Below are 18,485 nucleotides of genomic sequence, written 5' to 3' on the forward strand. Positions count from 1 at the left end.
GCAAGGATATCGATGGATCTTCTGCAACAACTGATTACGGTGTTTGCCGAGAACGGCTACGTTGCCGTGTTCATCGCGCTGATGATCTGCGGTGCGGGCCTGCCGTTGCCGGAGGACATCACCCTGGTGGCCGGTGGCGTGATCGCCGGGCTGGGCTACGCCAACGTGCATGTGATGTTCGCGCTGACGATGTTCGGCGTGCTGCTGGGCGACGCGGCGATCTTTCTGCTGGGTCATCACTATGGCGCGCGCATGCTGAAATGGCGCCTGGTGGCGCGCGTGCTGACGCCGACGCGCTATGCACAGGTGCAGGAAAAATTCGACCGCTATGGCAACCGCATGCTGTTTTTCGCGCGCTTCCTGCCCGGCATGCGCACCACCGTGTACATCACCGCCGGCACCACGCACCGGGTGTCGTTCTGGCGCTTTCTGCTGATCGACACGCTGGCGGCACTGATCAGCGTGCCGTTCTGGGTTTACCTCGGCTACATCGGCGCCAACAACCACGAGTGGCTGGTGAAGTGGATGCACCGCGGCCAGACCAGCCTGTGGGTGGTGCTGGGCATCCTGCTGGTGACGCTGCTGGTGTTGTGGTGGCGCCATCGCTGCCGCGCGCGCTGCAACCTGCCTTGATCGCCACCCGCCGCAGGCCGCGTTGCCGCTCGACCGGGTACTGATCCCATGTCGCTGCGACGCCTGCTCCCGGACAACTTCACCCTGGCCCTGCTGGCCACGGTGGTGCTGGCCTCGCTGCTGCCCTGTCGCGGCGAGACGGCACGGGTATTCGACCTCATCACCGACGGCGCGATCGCGCTGCTGTTTTTCCTGCATGGCGCCAAGCTGCCGCGTCAGGCGATCGTGCAGGGCGTGACCCACTGGCGATTGCACCTGACCGTGTTCGCCAGCACCTTCGTGCTGTTTCCGCTGCTGGGACTGGCTTTGCAACCACTGGGCCAGGCGCTGCTGACGCCACAGCTTTATCTTGGCGTGCTGTTTGTCTGCGCGCTGCCATCCACCGTGCAGTCGTCGATTGCCTTCACCTCGATCGCCGGCGGCAATGTACCGGCAGCGGTGGTCAGCGCCTCGGTGTCCAACCTGATCGGCATCGTGCTGACGCCACTGCTGGTGGGCTTGTTGCTGGCCAGCCATGGCGGCGGCATCTCATGGCACGGCGTGCTGGATATCGTGCTGCAGCTGTTGCTGCCGTTCGTGCTGGGCCATGTCGCACGGCGCTGGATCGGCACGTTCGTGGACCGGCACAAGCCGCTGCTGCGCCTCACCGACCAGAGCACGATCCTGCTGGTGGTGTACACCGCGTTCAGCGCCGCCGTGGTGCAGGGTCTGTGGCATGACACGCCGGTCGGCGCGCTGGTTTCCACGCTGGCGCTGAGCGCGCTGCTGCTGGCGCTGGTGATGACCACCGTGACCTGGGCCGCGCGACGGCTGGGCTTCTCGCGCAAGGACGAGATCGCCATCGTGTTCTGCGGCTCCAAGAAAAGCATGGCCAGCGGCATCCCGATGGCCAAGATCCTGTTCGCCGGCCAGCTCGGCGGCCTCGGCGCACTGGTGCTGCCGTTGATGATCTTCCACCAGCTGCAGTTGATGGTGTGCGCGGTGGTGGCGCGGCGGTACGCGATGCGTGGTGATCACCCGAATTCCGAAGACCAAGCCACTTGAAGGTGTTGTGGGAGCGACTTCAGTCGCGATGCTCCTGCTCTGGAGCCCCAAGGGAAAGGCATCGCAGCTGAAGCCGCTCCCACACAAGAAGCCACTACAGCCACCGGCCATAGCGGCGGATGTAGATCACCTTCACCAACTGGGTGAGCACGCAGTAACTCGCCAGGGTGAGCGCCAGCCACGCGAAGTAGATCGGCGGCAGTGGCACCATGCCGATCTTCGCGCCCAGCGCGCTGAACGGAATCAGCATGCCGGCGATGATGATCGCGATGGTCAGGCCCAGCACCGGCGCCGCAGCCGTGCTTTGCAGGAACGGGATGCGACGGGTGCGAATCATGTGCACGATCAGGGTTTGCGACAGCAGGCCCTCGATGAACCAGCCGGACTGGAACAGCGACTGCTGCGCCGGTGAGTTTGCGCCGAAGTAATGCCACATCAGCCAGAACGTGGTGATGTCGAATATCGAGCTGACCGGCCCCACCCACACCATGAACCGACCGATGTCGCCGGCATCCCACTGGCGCGGCACGGCCAGGTAATCCTCATCCATGCGGTCGAACGGGATCGACAGTTGCGAGATGTCGTAGAGCAGGTTCTGCACCAGGATCTGCAACGGCAGCATCGGCAGGAACGGCAGGAACGCGCTGGCCACCAGCACGCTGAAGACGTTGCCGAAATTGGAGCTGGCGGTCATCTTGATGTACTTCATGATGTTGCCGAAGGTGACGCGCCCTTCCAGCACGCCCTCCTCCAGCACCATCAGGTTTTTTTCCAGCAGGATGATGTCGGCCGACTCCTTGGCGATGTCGGTGGCGGTATCCACCGAGATGCCCACGTCGGCATCGTGCAGCGCCGGCGCGTCGTTGATGCCGTCGCCGAGAAAACCCACCGTGTGCCCCAGCCGCTGCAGCGAGCGCACCACCCGCGACTTCTGCAGCGGCGACATCTTGGCGAACACGGTGACGCGCGCCACCTGCGCATCCAGCGCCGGGTCATCGAGCGCCTCGATCTCGCTGCCCTGCATCGAGTGGCGGACATCCAGCCCCACCTCGCGGCAGATCTTGCGCGTCACCGCCTCGTTGTCGCCGGTGATCACCTTCACCGCGACGCCGTGCTGATGCAGCGCGCGGATCGCGGTGGCGGCCGAATCCTTCGGTGGATCGAGAAACGCCAGGCAACCGACGGCAATCAGGCCGCTTTCGTCGGCCACGCTGTAGGGCTGCCCGCGCGCGCTCTGGCGCTGCATGGCCACCACCAGCACGCGCAAGCCGTCCTCGTTGAGGCGGTGGGTCATGGCCTTGATGGCGCGGCGACGGGCATCGGTCATCGGCTCGATCGCGTCGCCGGTCCGGGCGAAATCGCAGATCGCCAGCATCTCCTCGACCGCGCCCTTGCAGATCAACAAATGATCGCCATCGCCTTCGGCCACCACCACCGACATGCGCCGGCGCTGGAAGTCGAACGGGATCTCGTCGATCACCCGAAAGCGTGCCGCCGCCGTTTCCAGCTCGCGGTGTTCCAGCACCGCCTTGTCCATCAGGTTGCGCAGGCCGGTCTGGAAGCGGCTGTTGAGATAGCCGTACTCCAGTGCCTCACCGGAGGCCTCGCCATCCAGGTCGAGGTGGCGCTCCAGCACGATGCGATCGAGCGTGAGCGTGCCGGTCTTGTCCGTGCACAACACGTCCATCGCGCCGAAGTTCTGGATCGCGTTGAGCCGCTTCACCACCACCTTGCGCCGCGACATCGCCATCGCGCCGCGGGCCAGGTTGGCGGTGACGACCAGCGGCAGCATCTCCGGGGTCAGGCCCACCGCGATCGACAACGCGAACAGGAAGGCCTCGGTCCAGCTGTGCTTGTCCAACCCGTTGATCAGGAAAACCACCGGCACCATCACCGCCATGAAGCGGATCAGTAGCCAGCTGACCCCGCTCACGCCGCGATCGAAACTGGTCTGCACGCGCTGGCCGGTCATGCTGTGCGACAGCGACCCCAGATACGTGCGCGGGCCAGTGGCAAGCACCACCGCCACCGCGGTGCCGCTCACCACGTTGGTGCCCATGTAGCAGATCGTGGGCAACTCCAGCGGATCGCCATCCGCCTGCGCTTCGGCGGCAGTGACAGGTGAGGATTTTTCCACCGGCAGCGATTCGCCGGTGAGGATCGCCTGGCTGATGAACAGATCCTTGGCGCTGAGCAGGCGCACGTCCGCGGGCACCATGTCCCCCGCGCCCAGGTGCACGATGTCGCCCGCCACCAGCTCGGCCACCGGCACCTCGATCATCTCGCTGTGGCCGTCGGACGCGCGCCGGGTCAGGCTGGCGGTGTTGCGCACCATCGCCTTAAGGCTGTCCGCCGCGCGCGACGAACGGTATTCCTGGCTGAAGCTCAGCGCCACGCTGATCGCCACCATCACCGCGATGATCGCCGGCCCGGTCAGGTCCGTGCGATCGGTGAACAGCTGCACCCCGGCCAGCACCAGCAGCACCACAATGAAGGGGTTCTTGAACGCACGCAGCAGCTGCCGCGCCCAGTGCGGCGGCTTCTCGTGCGCCACCTCGTTTGGCCCGTCACGATGCAGTCGCGCCCTGATCTGCGCCTCGTCGAGGCCGCCGTGCGTGGTCTCCAACGCCCGCAGCAACGCATCGACGGGACGAAACGCCTCCGCCGCGGCGCCTGCCCGCGCCCCCTTCTTTTCCGGTCGCTGGATCGTGAAGTTGTTCATCGGATACTGCTTTGGATGCGGTGAGGTCGCAGTCGCCACGCGTCATCACGAATGGACGTATGGACGTCCATTCGATGAAAAAACGGAAAAAGCCGTGATATCGCGCAGCGGTCAAGGCCCGTCTGCCGGGCAGTCGCCCGTCAGTGGCTGAGTGGCGCGAAAGACGGGCCAGTCGCAGGTGGCGTCACCGGCTCGGCGGCATGCACGCCATCGGCCACCGGCGCGGCCAGCGGCGGCGGCACGGTCACCACAAAGCCACGCTCGCGCCGGTCGGCGCCAACGGTCAACCAGGGCCGGCCGGCGAGGCGCCGGCGGCAGAATTCACGTATGAGCTTCATGGGCCCATCTCCTCGTAACGGCGCCAGCGGCGTCGTCAGGGGGAGGGCCGGACTTCCCTAGCGGAAAGCACCAACCGTCCGCAGGCGATCGCTGCAGGCGTTCAATGTGAAATGCGACGCCGGCACCCGAAGCAAGCGGATGTCGACGGTGCGACTAGGGTAGACGTCCATAGGCCTTGATCAGTCAGGACTGGATACTCGCCGGCGCGGGCGCGCCGGAGGGCGCGCGCATTGTTGTGCTGCATTGCGCGGCTGTCAATCCATTTCGCGGCGACCGTCGATCGCCGCCATGAACCCGTTTGCTAAGATGCGCCGCTACCGGTTCATTCCTCATGGCGCAGTTTGGGCGGCTGTGGAATCCACGGTCGCTGCCGAACGACACGTCTCATCTGGAAGCCCATGACCCCACCCGCCCCACCCAAGCCGCAGGCCGCGAAGTTGCTTGCCGAGGCCCACGCCGCCCTCCTGCAGGGAGGCCCGGGCAAAGCGAGGGAGCTTGCATTGCAGGCGCTGCAGATGGATGTCGACCAGCCGGAAGCACGCTACATCGCAGGCAAGGCCGCGCTGGCGCTGCGGCGCTTGCCAGAAGCGCTGGATCATCTGCACCGCGCGGCCAGCGCCGTGCCCCGGCACGCGGCGTACGCCGTGCACTTCGCCCGCGCGTTGGCGGCGGCGCACCGCACCGGTGATGCCTTGCAGGTAGCCAACATCGCGCTTGGACTGGCGCCCGACGATCCCCTGTTGCTCCACAGCCTCGGCACCACGTATACGCAATGCCACGCTCACGAGCGGGCCGCCGCGGCGTTTCGCCAGGCAGCCACGCTGGCGCCGAACAACCCCGCATACCGCTTCAGCTTCGCCACGTCATTGATCTTTTCCGGCGAGGTTGCCCAGGCCGAGGCTGAGCTGGAGGCTTGCCTGGCGCTGGCACCGGGGCACTGGCACGCCCACGCCACGCTTTCGCGCATCCGCCGCCAGACCCCGGCCCACAACCACATCGACAGACTGCTCGCGCTGGCCGCGGAAGTCGGCGATGAGCCGGTGGCCTCGATGCATACGCACGTGGCGCTCAGCAAGGAGTACGAGGATCTCGGCGATTTCGCGAAAGCCTTCGATCACCTGGTGATAGGCAAGTCCGCGGTCAAAGCGGCCACCGGCTACACGGTCGATCGCGACCAGGCCATCGTGGACGCCTTGATCCGCGCGTTTCCCGAACCACGACCGCAACCGGCGGGCCACCCGTTGGCCGAGCCCATCTTCGTGATGGGCATGCCGCGCAGCGGCACCACGCTGGTAGAGCGCATCCTCTGCAGCCATCCGGAGGTCTACGCCGCCGGCGAACTGGAGAACTTTGGCGTCGCGCTGGAACGCCTCTCTGGCGCCAACTCACCGGTGATGCTGAGCCCGGATGTGATCCGTCGCGCCGGCAGTATTTCGTGGGAAACCCTGGGCGAGGTCTACATCGCCAGCACGCGCCCGGCGACCAGCCTGAAACCGCGTTTCATCGACAAGCTGCCGCACAATTTTCTCTATGCCGGCTTCATCGCCAACGCCTTGCCGAACGCCCGCATCATCTGCCTGCGGCGCAATCCTCTGGACAGCTGCCTCAGCAATTTCCGCGAGCCGTTCTCGGAGACGTCGCCGCTGCATGGCTACTCGTTCGACCTGCTCGACACCGGCCGCTATTACGTATTGTTCGACCGCCTGATGGCGCATTGGAAAAGGGTCCTGCCCGGTCGCATCCTGGAAGTGGATTACGAAACCCTGGTGGCCACGCAAGAGGCCAGCACACGCCAGCTGCTGGAGCATTGCGACCTGCCATGGAACGACGCCTGCCTGCACTTCGAACGCAACCAGGCGCCGTCCACCACGGCCAGCTCGGTGCAGGTGCGCGCGCCCATGCATCGCGACGCCGTGAGGCGCTGGACGAAGTACGAGGACCAACTGAAGGACTTGCGTACCCTGCTGAGCGATGCAGGGATCGATTGCGACCGCTAGCCTTGAACCCGGCGGTCGATCAGACCGTCTGCTGCAGCATCTGCCCCTGCTGCAGGATCGGCTCCACCAGCCAGTGGTCGGCCAGCAGGAACGCGAACAGCGCCATCAGGTAGACGATCGAATAACTGAACACCTTCATCGCGAAGCGCTCGTCGGGCGGGTTCAGCAGGCGCACCGCGTAATACAGGAAGGCCCCGCCAAGCACGGCCGCGCCGCCCAGGTAGATCAGCCCGCTCATGCCGGTCAGCGCCGGCAGCAGGGTCACCAGCACCAGCAGCACGGTGTAGAACAGGATGTGCCAGCGCGTGTAGACCACGCCATGCGTCACCGGCAGCATCGGCACCTGGGCGCGCGAGTAATCGTCGCGGCGGAAGATCGCCAGCGCCCAGAAATGGGGCGGCGTCCACACGAAGATGATCAGGCACAGCTGCAACGCATACGGGTGCAGCGAACCGGTGACGGCGGTCCAGCCCAGCACGGGCGGAATCGCGCCGGCCAGCCCGCCGATCACGATGTTCTGCGGCGTCGCGCGCTTGAGAAACGCGGTGTAGATCACCGCATAGCCGATCAGGCCCGCGAAGGTCAGCACCGCAGTCAGCGTGTTGACCAGCAGCACCAGCACCACCATCGAGGCGATGCCCAGCGCCATCGCGAAGACGAACACCTGACGCGGGTTGAGGTTGCCAGTGGCCAGCGGCCGGTTCGCGGTGCGCACCATCACCTTGTCGATGCGCTGGTCGATCAGCTGGTTGAATGCCGCCGCCGACGATGACGCCAGCCAGATGCCCAGCGTGCCGAACACCAGCGCACGCCATGGCGGCATGCCGGGCACGGCCAGGAACATGCCGATCACCGCGCAGAACACCAGCAGCGCCACGATGCGCGGCTTGGTCAGTTGCAGGTATTGGGATAAGGACAGCTTCACGGGCAACTCGGCAACGGGCGACTGCCTAGTGTAATGCCTGACGATGCCGGCGGCATGGCGTGTGGCAGTTCAATCCCCACGCACCGGTTCGTCCGCGGCGACCGCAGCCCGGCGCTGGGTGCGCGCCAGCGTGGCCAGCAAGGCGAACAGCAACAGCGCCGCCATGCCGTTGTGCGCAGTGGCCACGGGCAACGGCAGGCCGAAATGCACGTTGCTGATGCCCAGCAGCACCTGGCAGACCAGGGTCACCGCGATGGCGATGCCAAACCCGCGCAGGCCCTGCCGCGACGCCTTGAACGACAGCCATGCCAGATAGCAGAACACCACCAGCGCCCCCAAGCGGTGCACCAGCTGGATCGCGCTGCGCGCCGGCAGATCCAGCACGCCGCCCTCGTAATTGACGCCAATGCCGCGCCACAGGATGAAGCCCTGCTTGAAATCCGTCGCCGGCATCCATTGGCCAAGGCATTCGGGGAACGAGCCCGGGCCGTAGCCGCAGGCCAGCGCCGCGTAATTCGCCGAGGTCCAGCCGCCCAGCGCGATCTGGCAGGCCAGCAACACCACGCCGATCACCACCAGCTTGCGCAGGCTGGCCAGGCCATTGTCCGCCGCGCCCACGCCGGCAAAGCGCAGCGCCGCCCAGGCCAGCAGGCCGAACGTGGTCATGCCGCCGAGCAGGTGGCTGGTCACCACCACCGGCTTCAGCAGCAGGGTCACCGTCCACATGCCCAACATGGCCTGGAAGATGATCACCGCCAGCGCGAACACGCTGATCTTCCACGCGCCCGGCCGATGCAGGCCCAGCGACGCAAACAGCGGCAGCGCGATGGCACAGGCGGCCAACGCGGACGACCACAGGTGTTCGCCCTGCATGTACATGCCCACGCCGACGGCCGCGAATGCGGCGCCGGTAACCACCGCCGCCAGCGCGCGGCGACGGCGCCAGCTGGCCAGCAAGGCCAGCACGAGCACCATCACGCCGAGCGTGCCGGCAAGAAAGCGGTGCACCTGCTCACGCCAGGCCTTGTGCGCCTCGTAGGGACGATCCGGGAAACTGGCGTCGGCATGCGCCACCGCCTGCGCGTGCTGCGGCCAGGTGACCTGGCCATAACAGGTCGGCCAATCCGGGCACGACAGGCCAGCGTTGGACAGCCGCACGAAGGCGCCGAACATCACCAGCCCGAACGCGAACAGGGCCGCAAAGGCCGCCAGCCAGCGCAACCATCCCTTCATTCGCAGCGACATCACTTGACCACCTTCTGCAGATCACGCGCCAACCCGGGGCCATCGAAGCCGGCGGGGTAATACGACAGCGCGGTGCCGTTGGATTCCACCAGCACCACGCTGAGGCTGTCCGGCGCGGACGGGCGGAACTTGGCCAGCTTGTCGCCCACGTCGTTGCCCAGCAGCCAGAACGGCTGCATCGCCTCGCGGCGTTGCGGGTCGGCCGGCGGCGCACCGAGATAGAGCAGGCGCAGACGTCCCTGGTTGCGGTTGAGCATCACCCGCGCCTTGGCCAGGCCGGTGAGCAGGTCGAAACACTGCGCTGCGCAATCAGGCCCCGGCAGCGCCACCAGGGTCATCCGCGGCTTGCTGTCGCGCCAGGCATACGGATGGCCATCCGCCAGTTGCACGTCGAGCTTCTCCGCCACGAAATTCCGCTGCGGCACGATGGGCTCGCCGTTGCCCTTGGTGCCGGGCTGCCACCCCGCCAGGGTCAGCAAGCCGGCCACTAGCATGGGCGCGGCAAACACCAGCGCGATCAGCACCAGATACAGTCGGCTTCGCTTGCGCGAATGGGGCGACGAAGGGGAGCGGGTTTCATTCATGGTCAGGCATCTTCAAGGGGAGCGGCGGCGCTTGTCGCGATTCAACACCAGCAGGATCGCCACCGCCGCCAGCGCAAACGAGAACCACTGGAACGCATAGGCGCGATGGCGCGCGGGCGTCATCGAAAGTTCAAGCGAATGCTGGCGGATGTAGCCGGAAGCGGGGTCTGCATCCAGCGCCAGCACGCGTGGAAACAGCGGGCGACCCAGATCGGCGGCGAGCTCGGTCGGGTCGAGAAAAATGCTTTCCTTCGGCCAGTGCGTCTGCCGCGCCAGCGCGTTGCCGCCCATCTCGAAACCAACCGGCGGCGGCGGCACGTACAACCCCTGCAGCGTGGTTTCCTCTTTCGGCAAGGCTGGCAGCGTTGGCGTGGCGCCGTTGGCGCCGGGGTGCAGGAAGCCCGCGTCGACCAGCAGCAAACTGGTTTCACCCTCGACCGCAAACGGTACGAACACCTCGACGCCACCGCGATGATCGTGGTGCGGGTTGTCCAGCAGATAGATGCGATCGAGCAGATAGCGGCCGCGAGCGCGAACGCGCGGAAAGCTGTCCGTCGGCGGCCGCACCGCGACGCCGGCAAAGTCCTGCGGCGCGGCCGAAACGGATGTGGCATAGCGCCGCAGAAGCGCTTCCTTGTAGTCGGCCCGATGCAGCTGCCAGACGCCCAGATACACGAACAGCGCCGCTCCGGCCACGGCAAGCAGCAGCGCCCACCAGGGCGGACGACGCAGCCGCATCATGCGGAACGCCTGCCGTCGGTGGTTATACTGGCGATGTCGAATTCCTTCGGATCAATCACGTGGAAACCATCTACAAATATGCGCTGGTGGTGATGCTGCTGGTGGTGATTTTCAGCCTCGGCCAGGCGCTGTACTTCATGATGACCGACAAGGACGACGACAAGCGCACGGTGTGGGCGCTGACCCGGCGCATCGGCCTGTCGATCGTGTTGATCGGCATGGTCGCGTTCGGCATCTGGATGGGATGGCTGCAACCGCACGCCGTCGGCGGCTGATTGTACTGCCCCCGCGGCGCCCGCGCGCCGCACGCGACATTCGCGCACGCTTTCGCAACGCACCCACCCCACACGCACGAACCGCCCCTTGCAGAACGCGCCGGATCACCGGCCAAAAAAAACCCGCCGACATGGCGGGTTTTTTCATGCGGCGGATCTGTCGTTCAGAGGATGTAGACGAACAGGAACAGGCACAGCCAGACCACGTCGACGAAGTGCCAGTACCACGCCACCGCCTCGAAACCGAAGTGGTGATCCTTGTTGAAATGACCTTTCAACACGCGGAACCAGATCACCAGAAGCATGATCGTGCCCAGCGTCACGTGCAGGCCGTGGAAACCGGTCAGCATGAAGAAGGTGGCACCGTAGACGCCGCTGCGCAGGGTGAGGTTCAGCTCGTTGTAGGCCTCCATGTACTCGTGCGCCTGGAAATACAGGAACGTGGCGCCGAGCAGAACAGTGAGGCCCAGGAACAGCAGGATCTTGCCGCGTTGCCCCGCGCGCAGCGCGTGATGGGCGATCGTCACGGTGACGCTGGAGGTGAGCAGCAGCATCGTATTGAGCAGCGGCAGGCCCCACGCCGGCACGGTGCGGAACGCGCCACCGACCTGCTCCGGGCCGCCGCCACCATTGGCGCCCCAGGAGGCGACGTAATCGCTCCAGAGGAACTGGTGGGTCAGTACACCGTGGCCATGGCCACCGAGCCACGGCAGCGAGTACATGCGGACGTAGAACAGGGCACCGAAGAAGGCGCCGAAGAACATCACTTCGGAAAAGATGAACCACATCATGCCCATGCGGAACGAGGTGTCCACCTGAGCGTTGTAGCTGCCAGCCAGCGATTCGTTGATCACCGAGCGGAACCAGCCGAAGAACATGCCGATGATGCCGATCACGCCGATCGTCAGCACACCCTTGCCGAAGCCGGCTTCGCCGGGGCCGGCGTTCAACCAGTGCGCGGCACCGAACACGGTGATGAACATGACTACTGCGGCCACGATCGGCCAGTAGCTCTTGGTCGGAACGAAATACGCGTCGTGCTGCTGACCCATGGTGAGACCCCGTGGATTTCTCTTGATGACTTTTGCCCCGTCGTGCCGCCCGGGGAACTGCATGCCGGTCAGTAACCGACCGGTTGAAAGGAAAGATGTGGCAACCGCTACTTCATCAGCAGGATCTGCACGAACGACAGCGCGAAGAACACCAGCACGATGACGAGAAGTATCTTCACGGTGCGATTCACACCCTTGCGGCTTTCGTCGTCTTGTTGATGCTCGCTCATGTCCTCGGCTCTCTTTGCACCCTTGCAGCCACGAAGGCGCAAGGGTGCGGGAAGAATCAGTCGTTCACGTGGCCGTGGGCCAGTTCTTCGTCACGAACCACCGGCGGCAACTCGAAGGTGTGATACGGCGCCGGCGACGGCACGGTCCACTCCAGCCCCTTGGCACCTTCCCACACGCGGTCGGTGGCCTTCTTCTTCGAGAAGAACACGCAATGGATCAGCACGCCGATGAAGATCAACTGCGAGGCGCCGAACAGGAAACCGCCGATCGAGCTGATCATGTTGAAGTTGGCGAACGCCACGTTGTAGTCGGGGATGCGGCGCGGCATGCCGGCCAGGCCCAGAAAGTGCTGCGGGAAGAACAGCACGTTCACCCAGATCACGCTGTTCCAGAAATGCACCTTGCCCCAGAACTCGCTGTACATGTTGCCGGTCCACTTCGGCATCCAGTAATACGCGGCGGCGATGATCGCGAACAGCGCACCGGTCACCAGCACGTAGTGGAAGTGCGCCACGATGAAGTAGGTGTCGTGATATTGGAAGTCGGCCGGCACCAGCGCCATCATCAGGCCGGAGAAGCCGCCGATGGTGAACAGGATGATGAAGGCGATCGAGAACAGCATCGGCGTCTCGAACGTCATCGAACCGCCCCACATGGTGGCGACCCAGTTGAACACCTTCACACCGGTCGGCACCGAGATCAGCATGGTGGCGTACATGAAGAAGATTTCGGCGCCCAGCGGCAGGCCCACCGCGAACATGTGGTGCGCCCACACGATGAACGACAGGAACGCGATGCAGGCGATCGCGAACACCATCGCCTTGTAGCCGAAGATGGGCTTGCGGGCGAAGGTCGGCACGATTTCCGAGATGATCCCGAACGCGGGCAGGATCATGATGTAGACCTCGGGGTGGCCGAAGAACCAGAAAATGTGTTGATACAGGACGGGGTCGCCGCCGCCGCCCGGATTGAAGAAGTTGGTGCCGAAGTACTTGTCGGTGAGCAGCATCGTCACCGCGCCGGCCAGTGCCGGCATCACGGCGATCAGCAGGAACGCGGTGATCAGCCAGCTCCACACGAACACCGGCATCTTCATCAGGTCCATGCCGGGCGCGCGCATGTTGAGGATGGTGGCGATGATGTTGATCGCGCCCATGATCGAGCTGATGCCCATCAGGTGGATCGCGAACACCACATACGCCAGCGAGTTGCTCTGCAGCGACAGCGGCGGGTACATCGTCCAGCCACCGGCCGGGCCACCGCCGGGCAGGAACAGGGTGGACAGCATCAGGATGAAGGCGAACGGCAGGATCCAGAACGACAGGTTGTTCATGCGCGGCAGCGCCATGTCCGGCGCGCCGACCATCAACGGGATCATCCAGTTACCCAGGCCCACGAAGGCCGGCATGATCGCGCCGAAGATCATCACCAGCGCATGCATGGTGGTCAGCTCGTTGAAGAAGTACGGCTGCATCAGCTGCAAGCCGGGCTTGAACAACTCGGCACGGATGCCCATGGCGAACGAGCCGCCGATGAAGAACATCGTCAGCGCGAAAACCAGATACAGCGTGCCGATGTCCTTGTGGTTGGTGGACATGCACCAGCGCTGGAAGAAACTTTTCGGCGCGCCGTGGTGATCGTCGTGCTGATCATGGGTGGCTGCGTAGGACATGGCCGTGCACCTCTAACCTGAAATATTGAATGCGACTGCGTGAAACTGCGGAGGGCGAAAAGAGTGCGGAGCGATCAGCCCTGCCCGCCAGCGGATACCGGTGCGGGTGCGGCCACTTGCGCGGTCTGCGGCGCCGCTGCCGGCGCGCCGGAAGCGGCTTCCTGCGCGGCCAGCCAGGTGGCGAAATCCGCCTTGGACTTGACCACCACCACGATCGGCATGAAGCCATGATCCTGGCCGCACAGTTCGGCGCACTGGCCGCGGTACGTGCCCGGCGTGGTGAAGTTGGCCCATGCCGAGTTGACGATGCCGGGGATCGCGTCGATCTTCCAGCCGGTTGCCGGGACCCACCATGAGTGGATCACGTCGCCGCTGGTGATCACGAAACGGATCTTGGTGTCGACCGGAACCACCAGCGGCTTGTCGACATTCAGCAGGTAGGTGTTTTCGTCACCGACCTTGACCGCGTACGGGTCCATGCCCGAATCGAGCTGGCGGGTGTCGTCGCTCTGCTGGTCCAGCTTGGACATGAAGCCGACCTTGGCGACCGGCTTGCCCATGTAATCGACGTAGTCGTAGCGCCATTTCCACTGGTAGCCAGTGACCTTGACCGTCATCTGCGAGCCGGTGGTGTCCGCCCACGAGGTGACGCCGGTGGTGGCAAGCCAGGCCAGCGTGATCAGGATCAGCACCGGAATCGTGGTCCAGACCACTTCGACCATGGTGTTGTGCGACCACTTCTCGGCCACGGCGCCGCGTGATTTGCGGAAGCGGAACATCGCGACGAACATCGCGCCGAACACCAGCAGGCCGATCACCGTGCAAACGGCCAGCGAGATGTTGTTCAAGTGATATGGCACCGGAGACCAGGTGCTCGCGCCGCGAGTCAGGTTCAACTGCCAGGAGTGCGGATTGGCCTGGGCGGCGCCACCGAACAGCGCGAGCGCGCCAATGGTCAGTGTGGTGAATGCCCGCCTGATGCCGTGATGCCTGATGCTGCCAGATGTCATGTCTTGCACCTTTGTTGTACCTACTTGCGCGGCTGGCCGTGAATGGCGGACAGCAACACCATGAGTTTCTTCGACAGCTCGGCACGCTCCTGTTCGGCCAGGAACGCACCAATTTCCAACGCGTTTCCGTGCGATGCCAGCAAAAGCCGATGGCGTCCTTCGCCCGGCTCCAGCACCACGCGCACCCAGTACGACTGGAATCGCGTGCAACGCCGCCCAGGCAGCGATTGCACCTCCAGCGACGATTCGTCGAGGGTGATGCGTTCGCCGCGATCGCCAGCACGCCAGGCCACGCTCAGCGCGCAGGCCACGGCGACCGACTCGATCACGGCAAACAGCGGGGCAAACACATTCCCCTGCCACACGCCAAGCCCCGCCGACATCAACGCCAGAACCACCAGAGCCACGATGAGCCGTACCAGCCCCCTCCGGCTCAGCATGCGATTGGGCCGAAGCCACATCGTCACGCACGGCAGCCCGGCGGCGGTTGGTCGAAGCACGATCATGAACATCCGGCGCGCCTGGAACGACGGAATGATAGGCCGCGGCGAGGCAGTGGGCAAGAATGTCGCACCCTGCTGACCTGGATCAGCCCGAAAGACGCGCCGTCGCGCAACGCCAATAGCGCCCGGCGTCGCCCGTCAGGCGCATGCATGACAGCACGCCATACCCCCCCTTTTGGCAGGGGTCCGGGCGGTCATGCCGCGGCGTACAATCCGGCGATTCCCGCCCCTCCCCGGCGGATTCCCCAGCATACCTGCGGTCCTTCCGTGAACTACCCTCCCCCTGCATCACCCATCCTCAGCCCCGAATTGCCGGAGACTGTCGAACCCGCCCGCGCCCGCATCACCGCCGCCTGGCTGCGCGACGAAACCGAAGCGGTGAACGACCTGCTGGCGCAGGCCACGTTGCCGCCAGTCGAACGCGAACAGGTGATCGACGTCGCCGCCGGCCTGGTCACGCGCGTGCGTGCGCGATCGAATGACCAGAGCGCAATCGAATCCTTCATGCGCCAGTACGACCTCTCCTCCGAGGAAGGCGTGCTGCTGATGTGCGTGGCCGAGGCATTGCTGCGCATTCCCGACAAGGGCACCGCCGACAAGCTGATCCGCGACAAGCTGGGCGACGCCGACTGGAAAAAGCACCTGGGCCAGAGCGAGTCGCTGTTCGTCAACGCCTCCACCTGGGGACTGATGCTGACCGGCCGGCTGGTGAACCTCAGCGAGGACACCCGCCATGACTTCGCCGGGTCGTTGCGCCGGCTGGTGGGCCGCGCGGGCGAGCCGGCGATCCGCCTGGCGGTGCGCCAGGCGATGCGCATCATGGGCCACCAGTTCGTGATGGGCCGAACCATCGACGAAGCGCTGGACCGTTGCGCGAAGAAGGAAAACGCGCGTTATCGCTATTCGTACGACATGCTCGGCGAATCGGCGATCACCGCCGAAACCGCCGAGCGCTACCAGGAGGACTACCGCCGCGCCATCGCCGCCATCGGCGCACGCGGCCCGTTCGCCAACCACACCGACGCGCCGTCGATCTCGGTGAAGCTGTCGGCGCTGTACCCGCGCTACGAAGTGGCCAAGCGCGAGCTGGCCCGTCGCGCGCTCGGCGAAAAACTGCTGGAGCTGTCGCAGCTGGCGATGAAGCACGGCATCGCGTTGTCGGTCGATGCCGAGGAGGCCGATCGACTGGAGCTGTCGCTGGACATCATCGGCGACGTCTTCGCCCACCCGTCGCTGGAAGGCTGGAACGGCCTGGGCATCGTGGTGCAGGCCTACGCCAAGCGCACCCCGTTCGTGATCGACTGGCTGATCGAAACCGCGCGCGCTGCCAACCGCCGCTGGTACGTGCGCCTGGTGAAGGGCGCCTACTGGGATGCCGAAATCAAGCGCGCGCAGGAAACCGGCCTGGCCGGCTACCCCGTCTACACGCGCAAGCCGAACACCGACGTGTCCTACCTGGCCTGCGCGCGTCGCCTGTTCGATGGCGGCAGCGAGCTGATCTATCCGCAGTTCGCCACCCACAACGCGCACACCATCGCCGCCGTGCATCACATCGCCCAGGGTCGCGCGTTCGAATACCAGCGCCTGCACGGCATGGGCACCGACCTGTACGCCGAGGTGATCGGGCCGGACAACTTGAACGTGCCCTGCCGCGTGTACGCGCCGGTGGGCACGCACGAAGACCTGCTCCCCTACCTGGTACGCCGCCTGCTGGAAAACGGCGCCAACACCAGTTTCGTCAACCGCGTGGTGGACGAGAGCGTGCCGGTGCGCGACCTGGTGGCCGACCCGTGCGAGACGGTGCGCGCGTTCGCCTCGATCCCGCATCCGCGCATTCCCCTGCCGGTGAATCTCTACGCCGAGAGCACGGCGCTTGCGCAGAATCCCAACGCTGTCTCCAGGAAGAATTCCATGGGCGTCAACTTTTCCAACGACAACGAATTGAAGGCGATGGCCGAGGCGGTCAACGCGCATACCGGTCCGTGGACGGCCACACCGCTGGTGCCCGGCGCCGCCGCCGGCAACGTGACCGTGCCGGTGACCAACCCCGCCGACCGCCGCCAGAGCCTGGGCAGCTACCTCAGCGCCGATGCCGCCACCGTCGACAAGGCGCTGAACAACGCGCTGGCCGCGCAACTGGGCTGGGACCGCCTGCCCGCCGCCAGCCGCGCCGCGATCCTCGAGCACGCCGCCGATCTGCTGGAAGCGCGTCGCGGCGAATTCATCGCGCTGTGCGTGCGCGAGGCGGGCAAGAACCTGCCCGACGCGATCGCCGAAATCCGCGAGGCGGCCGATTTCCTGCGCTACTACGCCGCCATGGCGCGGCGCCTGTTTGGCCAGCCGGAGCAACTGCCCGGCCCCACCGGCGAAAGCAACCAGTTGTTCCTCAACGGCCGCGGCGTGTTCGTCTGCATCAGCCCGTGGAATTTCCCGCTGGCGATTTTCCTGGGCCAGGTCAGCGCGGCACTGGCCGCGGGCAACGCGGTGATCGCCAAGCCCGCCGAGCAGACCAGCCTGATCGGCTACCTGGCGGTGAAGCTGCTGCACGAAGCGGGCGTGCCCGCCGAAGTGCTGCAGTTCGTGCCGGGCGATGGCGCCGTGGTGGGCGTGGCGCTGACGAAGGACCCGCGCGTGTCCGGCGTGGCCTTCACCGGCTCCACCGACACCGCGTGGGCGATCAACCGCGCGCTGGCCGCGCGCAACGCGCCGATCGCCGCCCTGATCGCCGAAACCGGCGGCCAGAACGCGATGATCGCCGACTCCTCCGCGCTGCCCGAGCAGATCGTGAAGGACGTGATGGCGTCCTCGTTCCAGTCCGCCGGCCAGCGCTGCTCGGCCGCCCGCGTGCTGTTCGTGCAGGACGACATCGCCGACAAGGTCGTGGCGATGCTGGCCGGCGCGATGGCCGAGCTGGAGGTGGGCGACCCCGGCCTGCTGTCCACCGACCTGGGACCGGTGATCGACGAGGACGCGCTGAAGATCCTGGTCGACCATGCCGCGCGGATGGATCGCGAGGCGAAGAAAATCGCCGAGGTGACGCTCGATCCCGCACGCACGGAGCACGGCAGCTTCTTCGCGCCGCGCGCCTACGAGATCGCATCGCTCGATGTCCTGCAGCGCGAAATCTTCGGCCCGGTGCTGCACGTGATCCGCTGGAAGGCCAACGACCTGGCCGGCGTGGTGGCACAGATCAACGCCGCCGGCTACGGCCTCACCCTGGGCATCCACAGCCGCATCAACGATACCGTCGACTACCTGGCCACGCACACCCGCGTGGGCAACTGCTACGTCAACCGCAACCAGATCGGCGCGGTGGTGGGCGTGCAGCCGTTCGGTGGCGAGAACCTCTCCGGCACCGGCCCCAAGGCCGGCGGCCCGCATTACCTGCTGCGTTTCGCCACCGAGCGCACGCTGACCATCAACACCACCGCCGCCGGCGGCAATGCGTCGTTGTTGACCATCGGCGAGTAAACAGCCACGTGTCGCGTTGCCGACTGGCACGCGACACGTCG

16 protein-coding genes are annotated in these 18,485 nt (G+C 65.6%); 5 read left to right on the plus strand and 11 right to left on the minus strand.

Annotated elements, in window-relative coordinates:
* Positions 1 to 12 precede the first annotated feature (12 nt).
* Positions 13 to 633 (plus strand): DedA family protein, encoded by a 621-nt coding sequence (locus ASD68_RS10595; RefSeq protein WP_056082736.1) that lies wholly within the window; start codon positions 13 to 15, stop codon positions 631 to 633.
* A 48-nt stretch (positions 634 to 681) separates the two neighbouring features.
* Positions 682 to 1,677 (plus strand): bile acid:sodium symporter family protein, encoded by a 996-nt coding sequence (locus tag ASD68_RS10600; RefSeq protein WP_056082737.1) that lies wholly within the window; start codon positions 682 to 684, stop codon positions 1,675 to 1,677.
* A 94-nt stretch (positions 1,678 to 1,771) separates the two neighbouring features.
* On the opposite strand, the gene mgtA is transcribed toward ASD68_RS10600, so the two are convergent.
* Both mgtA and ASD68_RS16860 read right to left on the minus strand, forming a co-directional pair.
* Complete coding sequence (gene mgtA / locus ASD68_RS10605; RefSeq protein ID WP_056606507.1) at positions 1,772 to 4,399, minus strand: magnesium-translocating P-type ATPase; 2,628 nt, start codon at positions 4,397 to 4,399, stop codon at positions 1,772 to 1,774.
* Between the two features lie 140 nt (positions 4,400 to 4,539).
* The gene (locus ASD68_RS16860; protein ID WP_156458380.1) at positions 4,540 to 4,737 is read right to left on the minus strand and encodes a hypothetical protein; all 198 of its coding nucleotides are present in this window, start codon (positions 4,735 to 4,737) and stop codon (positions 4,540 to 4,542) included.
* 399 nt (positions 4,738 to 5,136) lie between these two features.
* Here ASD68_RS16860 and ASD68_RS10610 point away from each other — a divergent pair, with 399 nt between their 5' ends.
* A complete protein-coding gene (locus ASD68_RS10610) occupies positions 5,137 to 6,735 on the plus strand; it encodes a sulfotransferase (protein ID WP_082546035.1) in 1,599 nt (532 codons plus the stop codon).
* A gap of 19 nt (positions 6,736 to 6,754) precedes the next feature.
* Here ASD68_RS10610 and cyoE read toward each other — a convergent pair whose 3' ends face one another.
* The 4 genes from cyoE to ASD68_RS10630 form a co-directional block, all read right to left on the minus strand.
* On the minus strand, positions 6,755 to 7,660 hold the full coding sequence (gene cyoE, locus ASD68_RS10615) for a heme o synthase (RefSeq protein WP_200945368.1): 906 nt from the start codon (positions 7,658 to 7,660) through the stop codon (positions 6,755 to 6,757).
* A 69-nt stretch (positions 7,661 to 7,729) separates the two neighbouring features.
* Positions 7,730 to 8,905, minus strand: a complete 1,176-nt coding sequence (locus ASD68_RS10620; RefSeq protein ID WP_056606509.1) for a COX15/CtaA family protein — start codon at positions 8,903 to 8,905, stop codon at positions 7,730 to 7,732.
* Positions 8,905 to 9,489: a hypothetical protein gene (locus ASD68_RS10625; protein WP_056082749.1), complete on the minus strand. Its 585-nt coding sequence runs from the start codon at positions 9,487 to 9,489 to the stop codon at positions 8,905 to 8,907. Before ASD68_RS10625 ends, ASD68_RS10620 begins: the two co-directional genes overlap by 1 nt.
* Before the next feature lie 12 nt (positions 9,490 to 9,501).
* Positions 9,502 to 10,230, minus strand: a complete 729-nt coding sequence (locus tag ASD68_RS10630) for an SURF1 family protein (RefSeq protein WP_056606512.1) — start codon at positions 10,228 to 10,230, stop codon at positions 9,502 to 9,504.
* 59 nt (positions 10,231 to 10,289) lie between these two features.
* On the opposite strand from ASD68_RS10630, the gene ASD68_RS10635 reads away from it, so the two are divergent.
* Positions 10,290 to 10,505 (plus strand): twin transmembrane helix small protein, encoded by a 216-nt coding sequence (locus ASD68_RS10635; RefSeq protein WP_082520216.1) that lies wholly within the window; start codon positions 10,290 to 10,292, stop codon positions 10,503 to 10,505.
* A gap of 164 nt (positions 10,506 to 10,669) precedes the next feature.
* Here the strand turns inward: ASD68_RS10635 and ASD68_RS10640 are convergent, their stop codons facing one another.
* From ASD68_RS10640 to ASD68_RS10655, 5 genes are all read right to left on the minus strand, one after another.
* A complete protein-coding gene (locus tag ASD68_RS10640; protein WP_056606515.1) occupies positions 10,670 to 11,557 on the minus strand; it encodes a cytochrome c oxidase subunit 3 in 888 nt (295 codons plus the stop codon).
* A gap of 107 nt (positions 11,558 to 11,664) precedes the next feature.
* Complete coding sequence (locus ASD68_RS17390; protein ID WP_255357426.1) at positions 11,665 to 11,787, minus strand: hypothetical protein; 123 nt, start codon at positions 11,785 to 11,787, stop codon at positions 11,665 to 11,667.
* A 56-nt stretch (positions 11,788 to 11,843) separates the two neighbouring features.
* Positions 11,844 to 13,460, minus strand: a complete 1,617-nt coding sequence (ctaD, locus tag ASD68_RS10645) for a cytochrome c oxidase subunit I (protein WP_056082757.1) — start codon at positions 13,458 to 13,460, stop codon at positions 11,844 to 11,846.
* A 74-nt stretch (positions 13,461 to 13,534) separates the two neighbouring features.
* Positions 13,535 to 14,470 carry a cytochrome c oxidase subunit II gene (gene coxB, locus ASD68_RS10650; RefSeq protein ID WP_056607504.1) on the minus strand — a complete coding sequence of 312 codons (936 nt, stop codon included), beginning with the start codon at positions 14,468 to 14,470 and terminating at the stop codon, positions 13,535 to 13,537.
* Positions 14,471 to 14,490: 20 nt separating this feature from the next.
* Complete coding sequence (locus ASD68_RS10655; protein ID WP_056084176.1) at positions 14,491 to 14,931, minus strand: DUF2244 domain-containing protein; 441 nt, start codon at positions 14,929 to 14,931, stop codon at positions 14,491 to 14,493.
* Positions 14,932 to 15,267: 336 nt separating this feature from the next.
* On the opposite strand from ASD68_RS10655, the gene putA reads away from it, so the two are divergent.
* Positions 15,268 to 18,444 (plus strand): bifunctional proline dehydrogenase/L-glutamate gamma-semialdehyde dehydrogenase PutA, encoded by a 3,177-nt coding sequence (gene putA, locus ASD68_RS10660; protein ID WP_056607506.1) that lies wholly within the window; start codon positions 15,268 to 15,270, stop codon positions 18,442 to 18,444.
* The last annotated feature ends 41 nt before the right edge of the window (positions 18,445 to 18,485 follow it).

Origin of the sequence: Rhodanobacter sp. Root627, assembly GCF_001427835.1 — a bacterium.
Classification (GTDB): domain Bacteria; phylum Pseudomonadota; class Gammaproteobacteria; order Xanthomonadales; family Rhodanobacteraceae; genus Rhodanobacter; species Rhodanobacter ginsenosidimutans.

Bases quoted from the DNA above. Each gene is read 5' to 3' on its own strand.
- ASD68_RS10595 (WP_056082736.1), top strand. From the start codon at position 13: ATGGATCTTCTGCAACAACTGATTACGGTGTTTGCCGAGAACGGCTAC.
- ASD68_RS10600 (WP_056082737.1), top strand. From the start codon at position 682: ATGTCGCTGCGACGCCTGCTCCCGGACAACTTCACCCTGGCCCTGCTG.
- mgtA (WP_056606507.1), bottom strand. From the start codon at position 4,399: ATGAACAACTTCACGATCCAGCGACCGGAAAAGAAGGGGGCGCGGGCA.
- ASD68_RS16860 (WP_156458380.1), bottom strand. From the start codon at position 4,737: ATGAAGCTCATACGTGAATTCTGCCGCCGGCGCCTCGCCGGCCGGCCC.
- ASD68_RS10610 (WP_082546035.1), top strand. From the start codon at position 5,137: ATGACCCCACCCGCCCCACCCAAGCCGCAGGCCGCGAAGTTGCTTGCC.
- ASD68_RS10620 (WP_056606509.1), bottom strand. From the start codon at position 8,905: ATGTCGCTGCGAATGAAGGGATGGTTGCGCTGGCTGGCGGCCTTTGCG.
- ASD68_RS10625 (WP_056082749.1), bottom strand. From the start codon at position 9,489: ATGAATGAAACCCGCTCCCCTTCGTCGCCCCATTCGCGCAAGCGAAGC.
- ASD68_RS10630 (WP_056606512.1), bottom strand. From the start codon at position 10,230: ATGATGCGGCTGCGTCGTCCGCCCTGGTGGGCGCTGCTGCTTGCCGTG.
- ASD68_RS10640 (WP_056606515.1), bottom strand. From the start codon at position 11,557: ATGGGTCAGCAGCACGACGCGTATTTCGTTCCGACCAAGAGCTACTGG.
- ASD68_RS17390 (WP_255357426.1), bottom strand. From the start codon at position 11,787: ATGAGCGAGCATCAACAAGACGACGAAAGCCGCAAGGGTGTGAATCGC.
- ctaD (WP_056082757.1), bottom strand. From the start codon at position 13,460: ATGTCCTACGCAGCCACCCATGATCAGCACGACGATCACCACGGCGCG.
- coxB (WP_056607504.1), bottom strand. From the start codon at position 14,470: ATGACATCTGGCAGCATCAGGCATCACGGCATCAGGCGGGCATTCACC.
- ASD68_RS10655 (WP_056084176.1), bottom strand. From the start codon at position 14,931: ATGTGGCTTCGGCCCAATCGCATGCTGAGCCGGAGGGGGCTGGTACGG.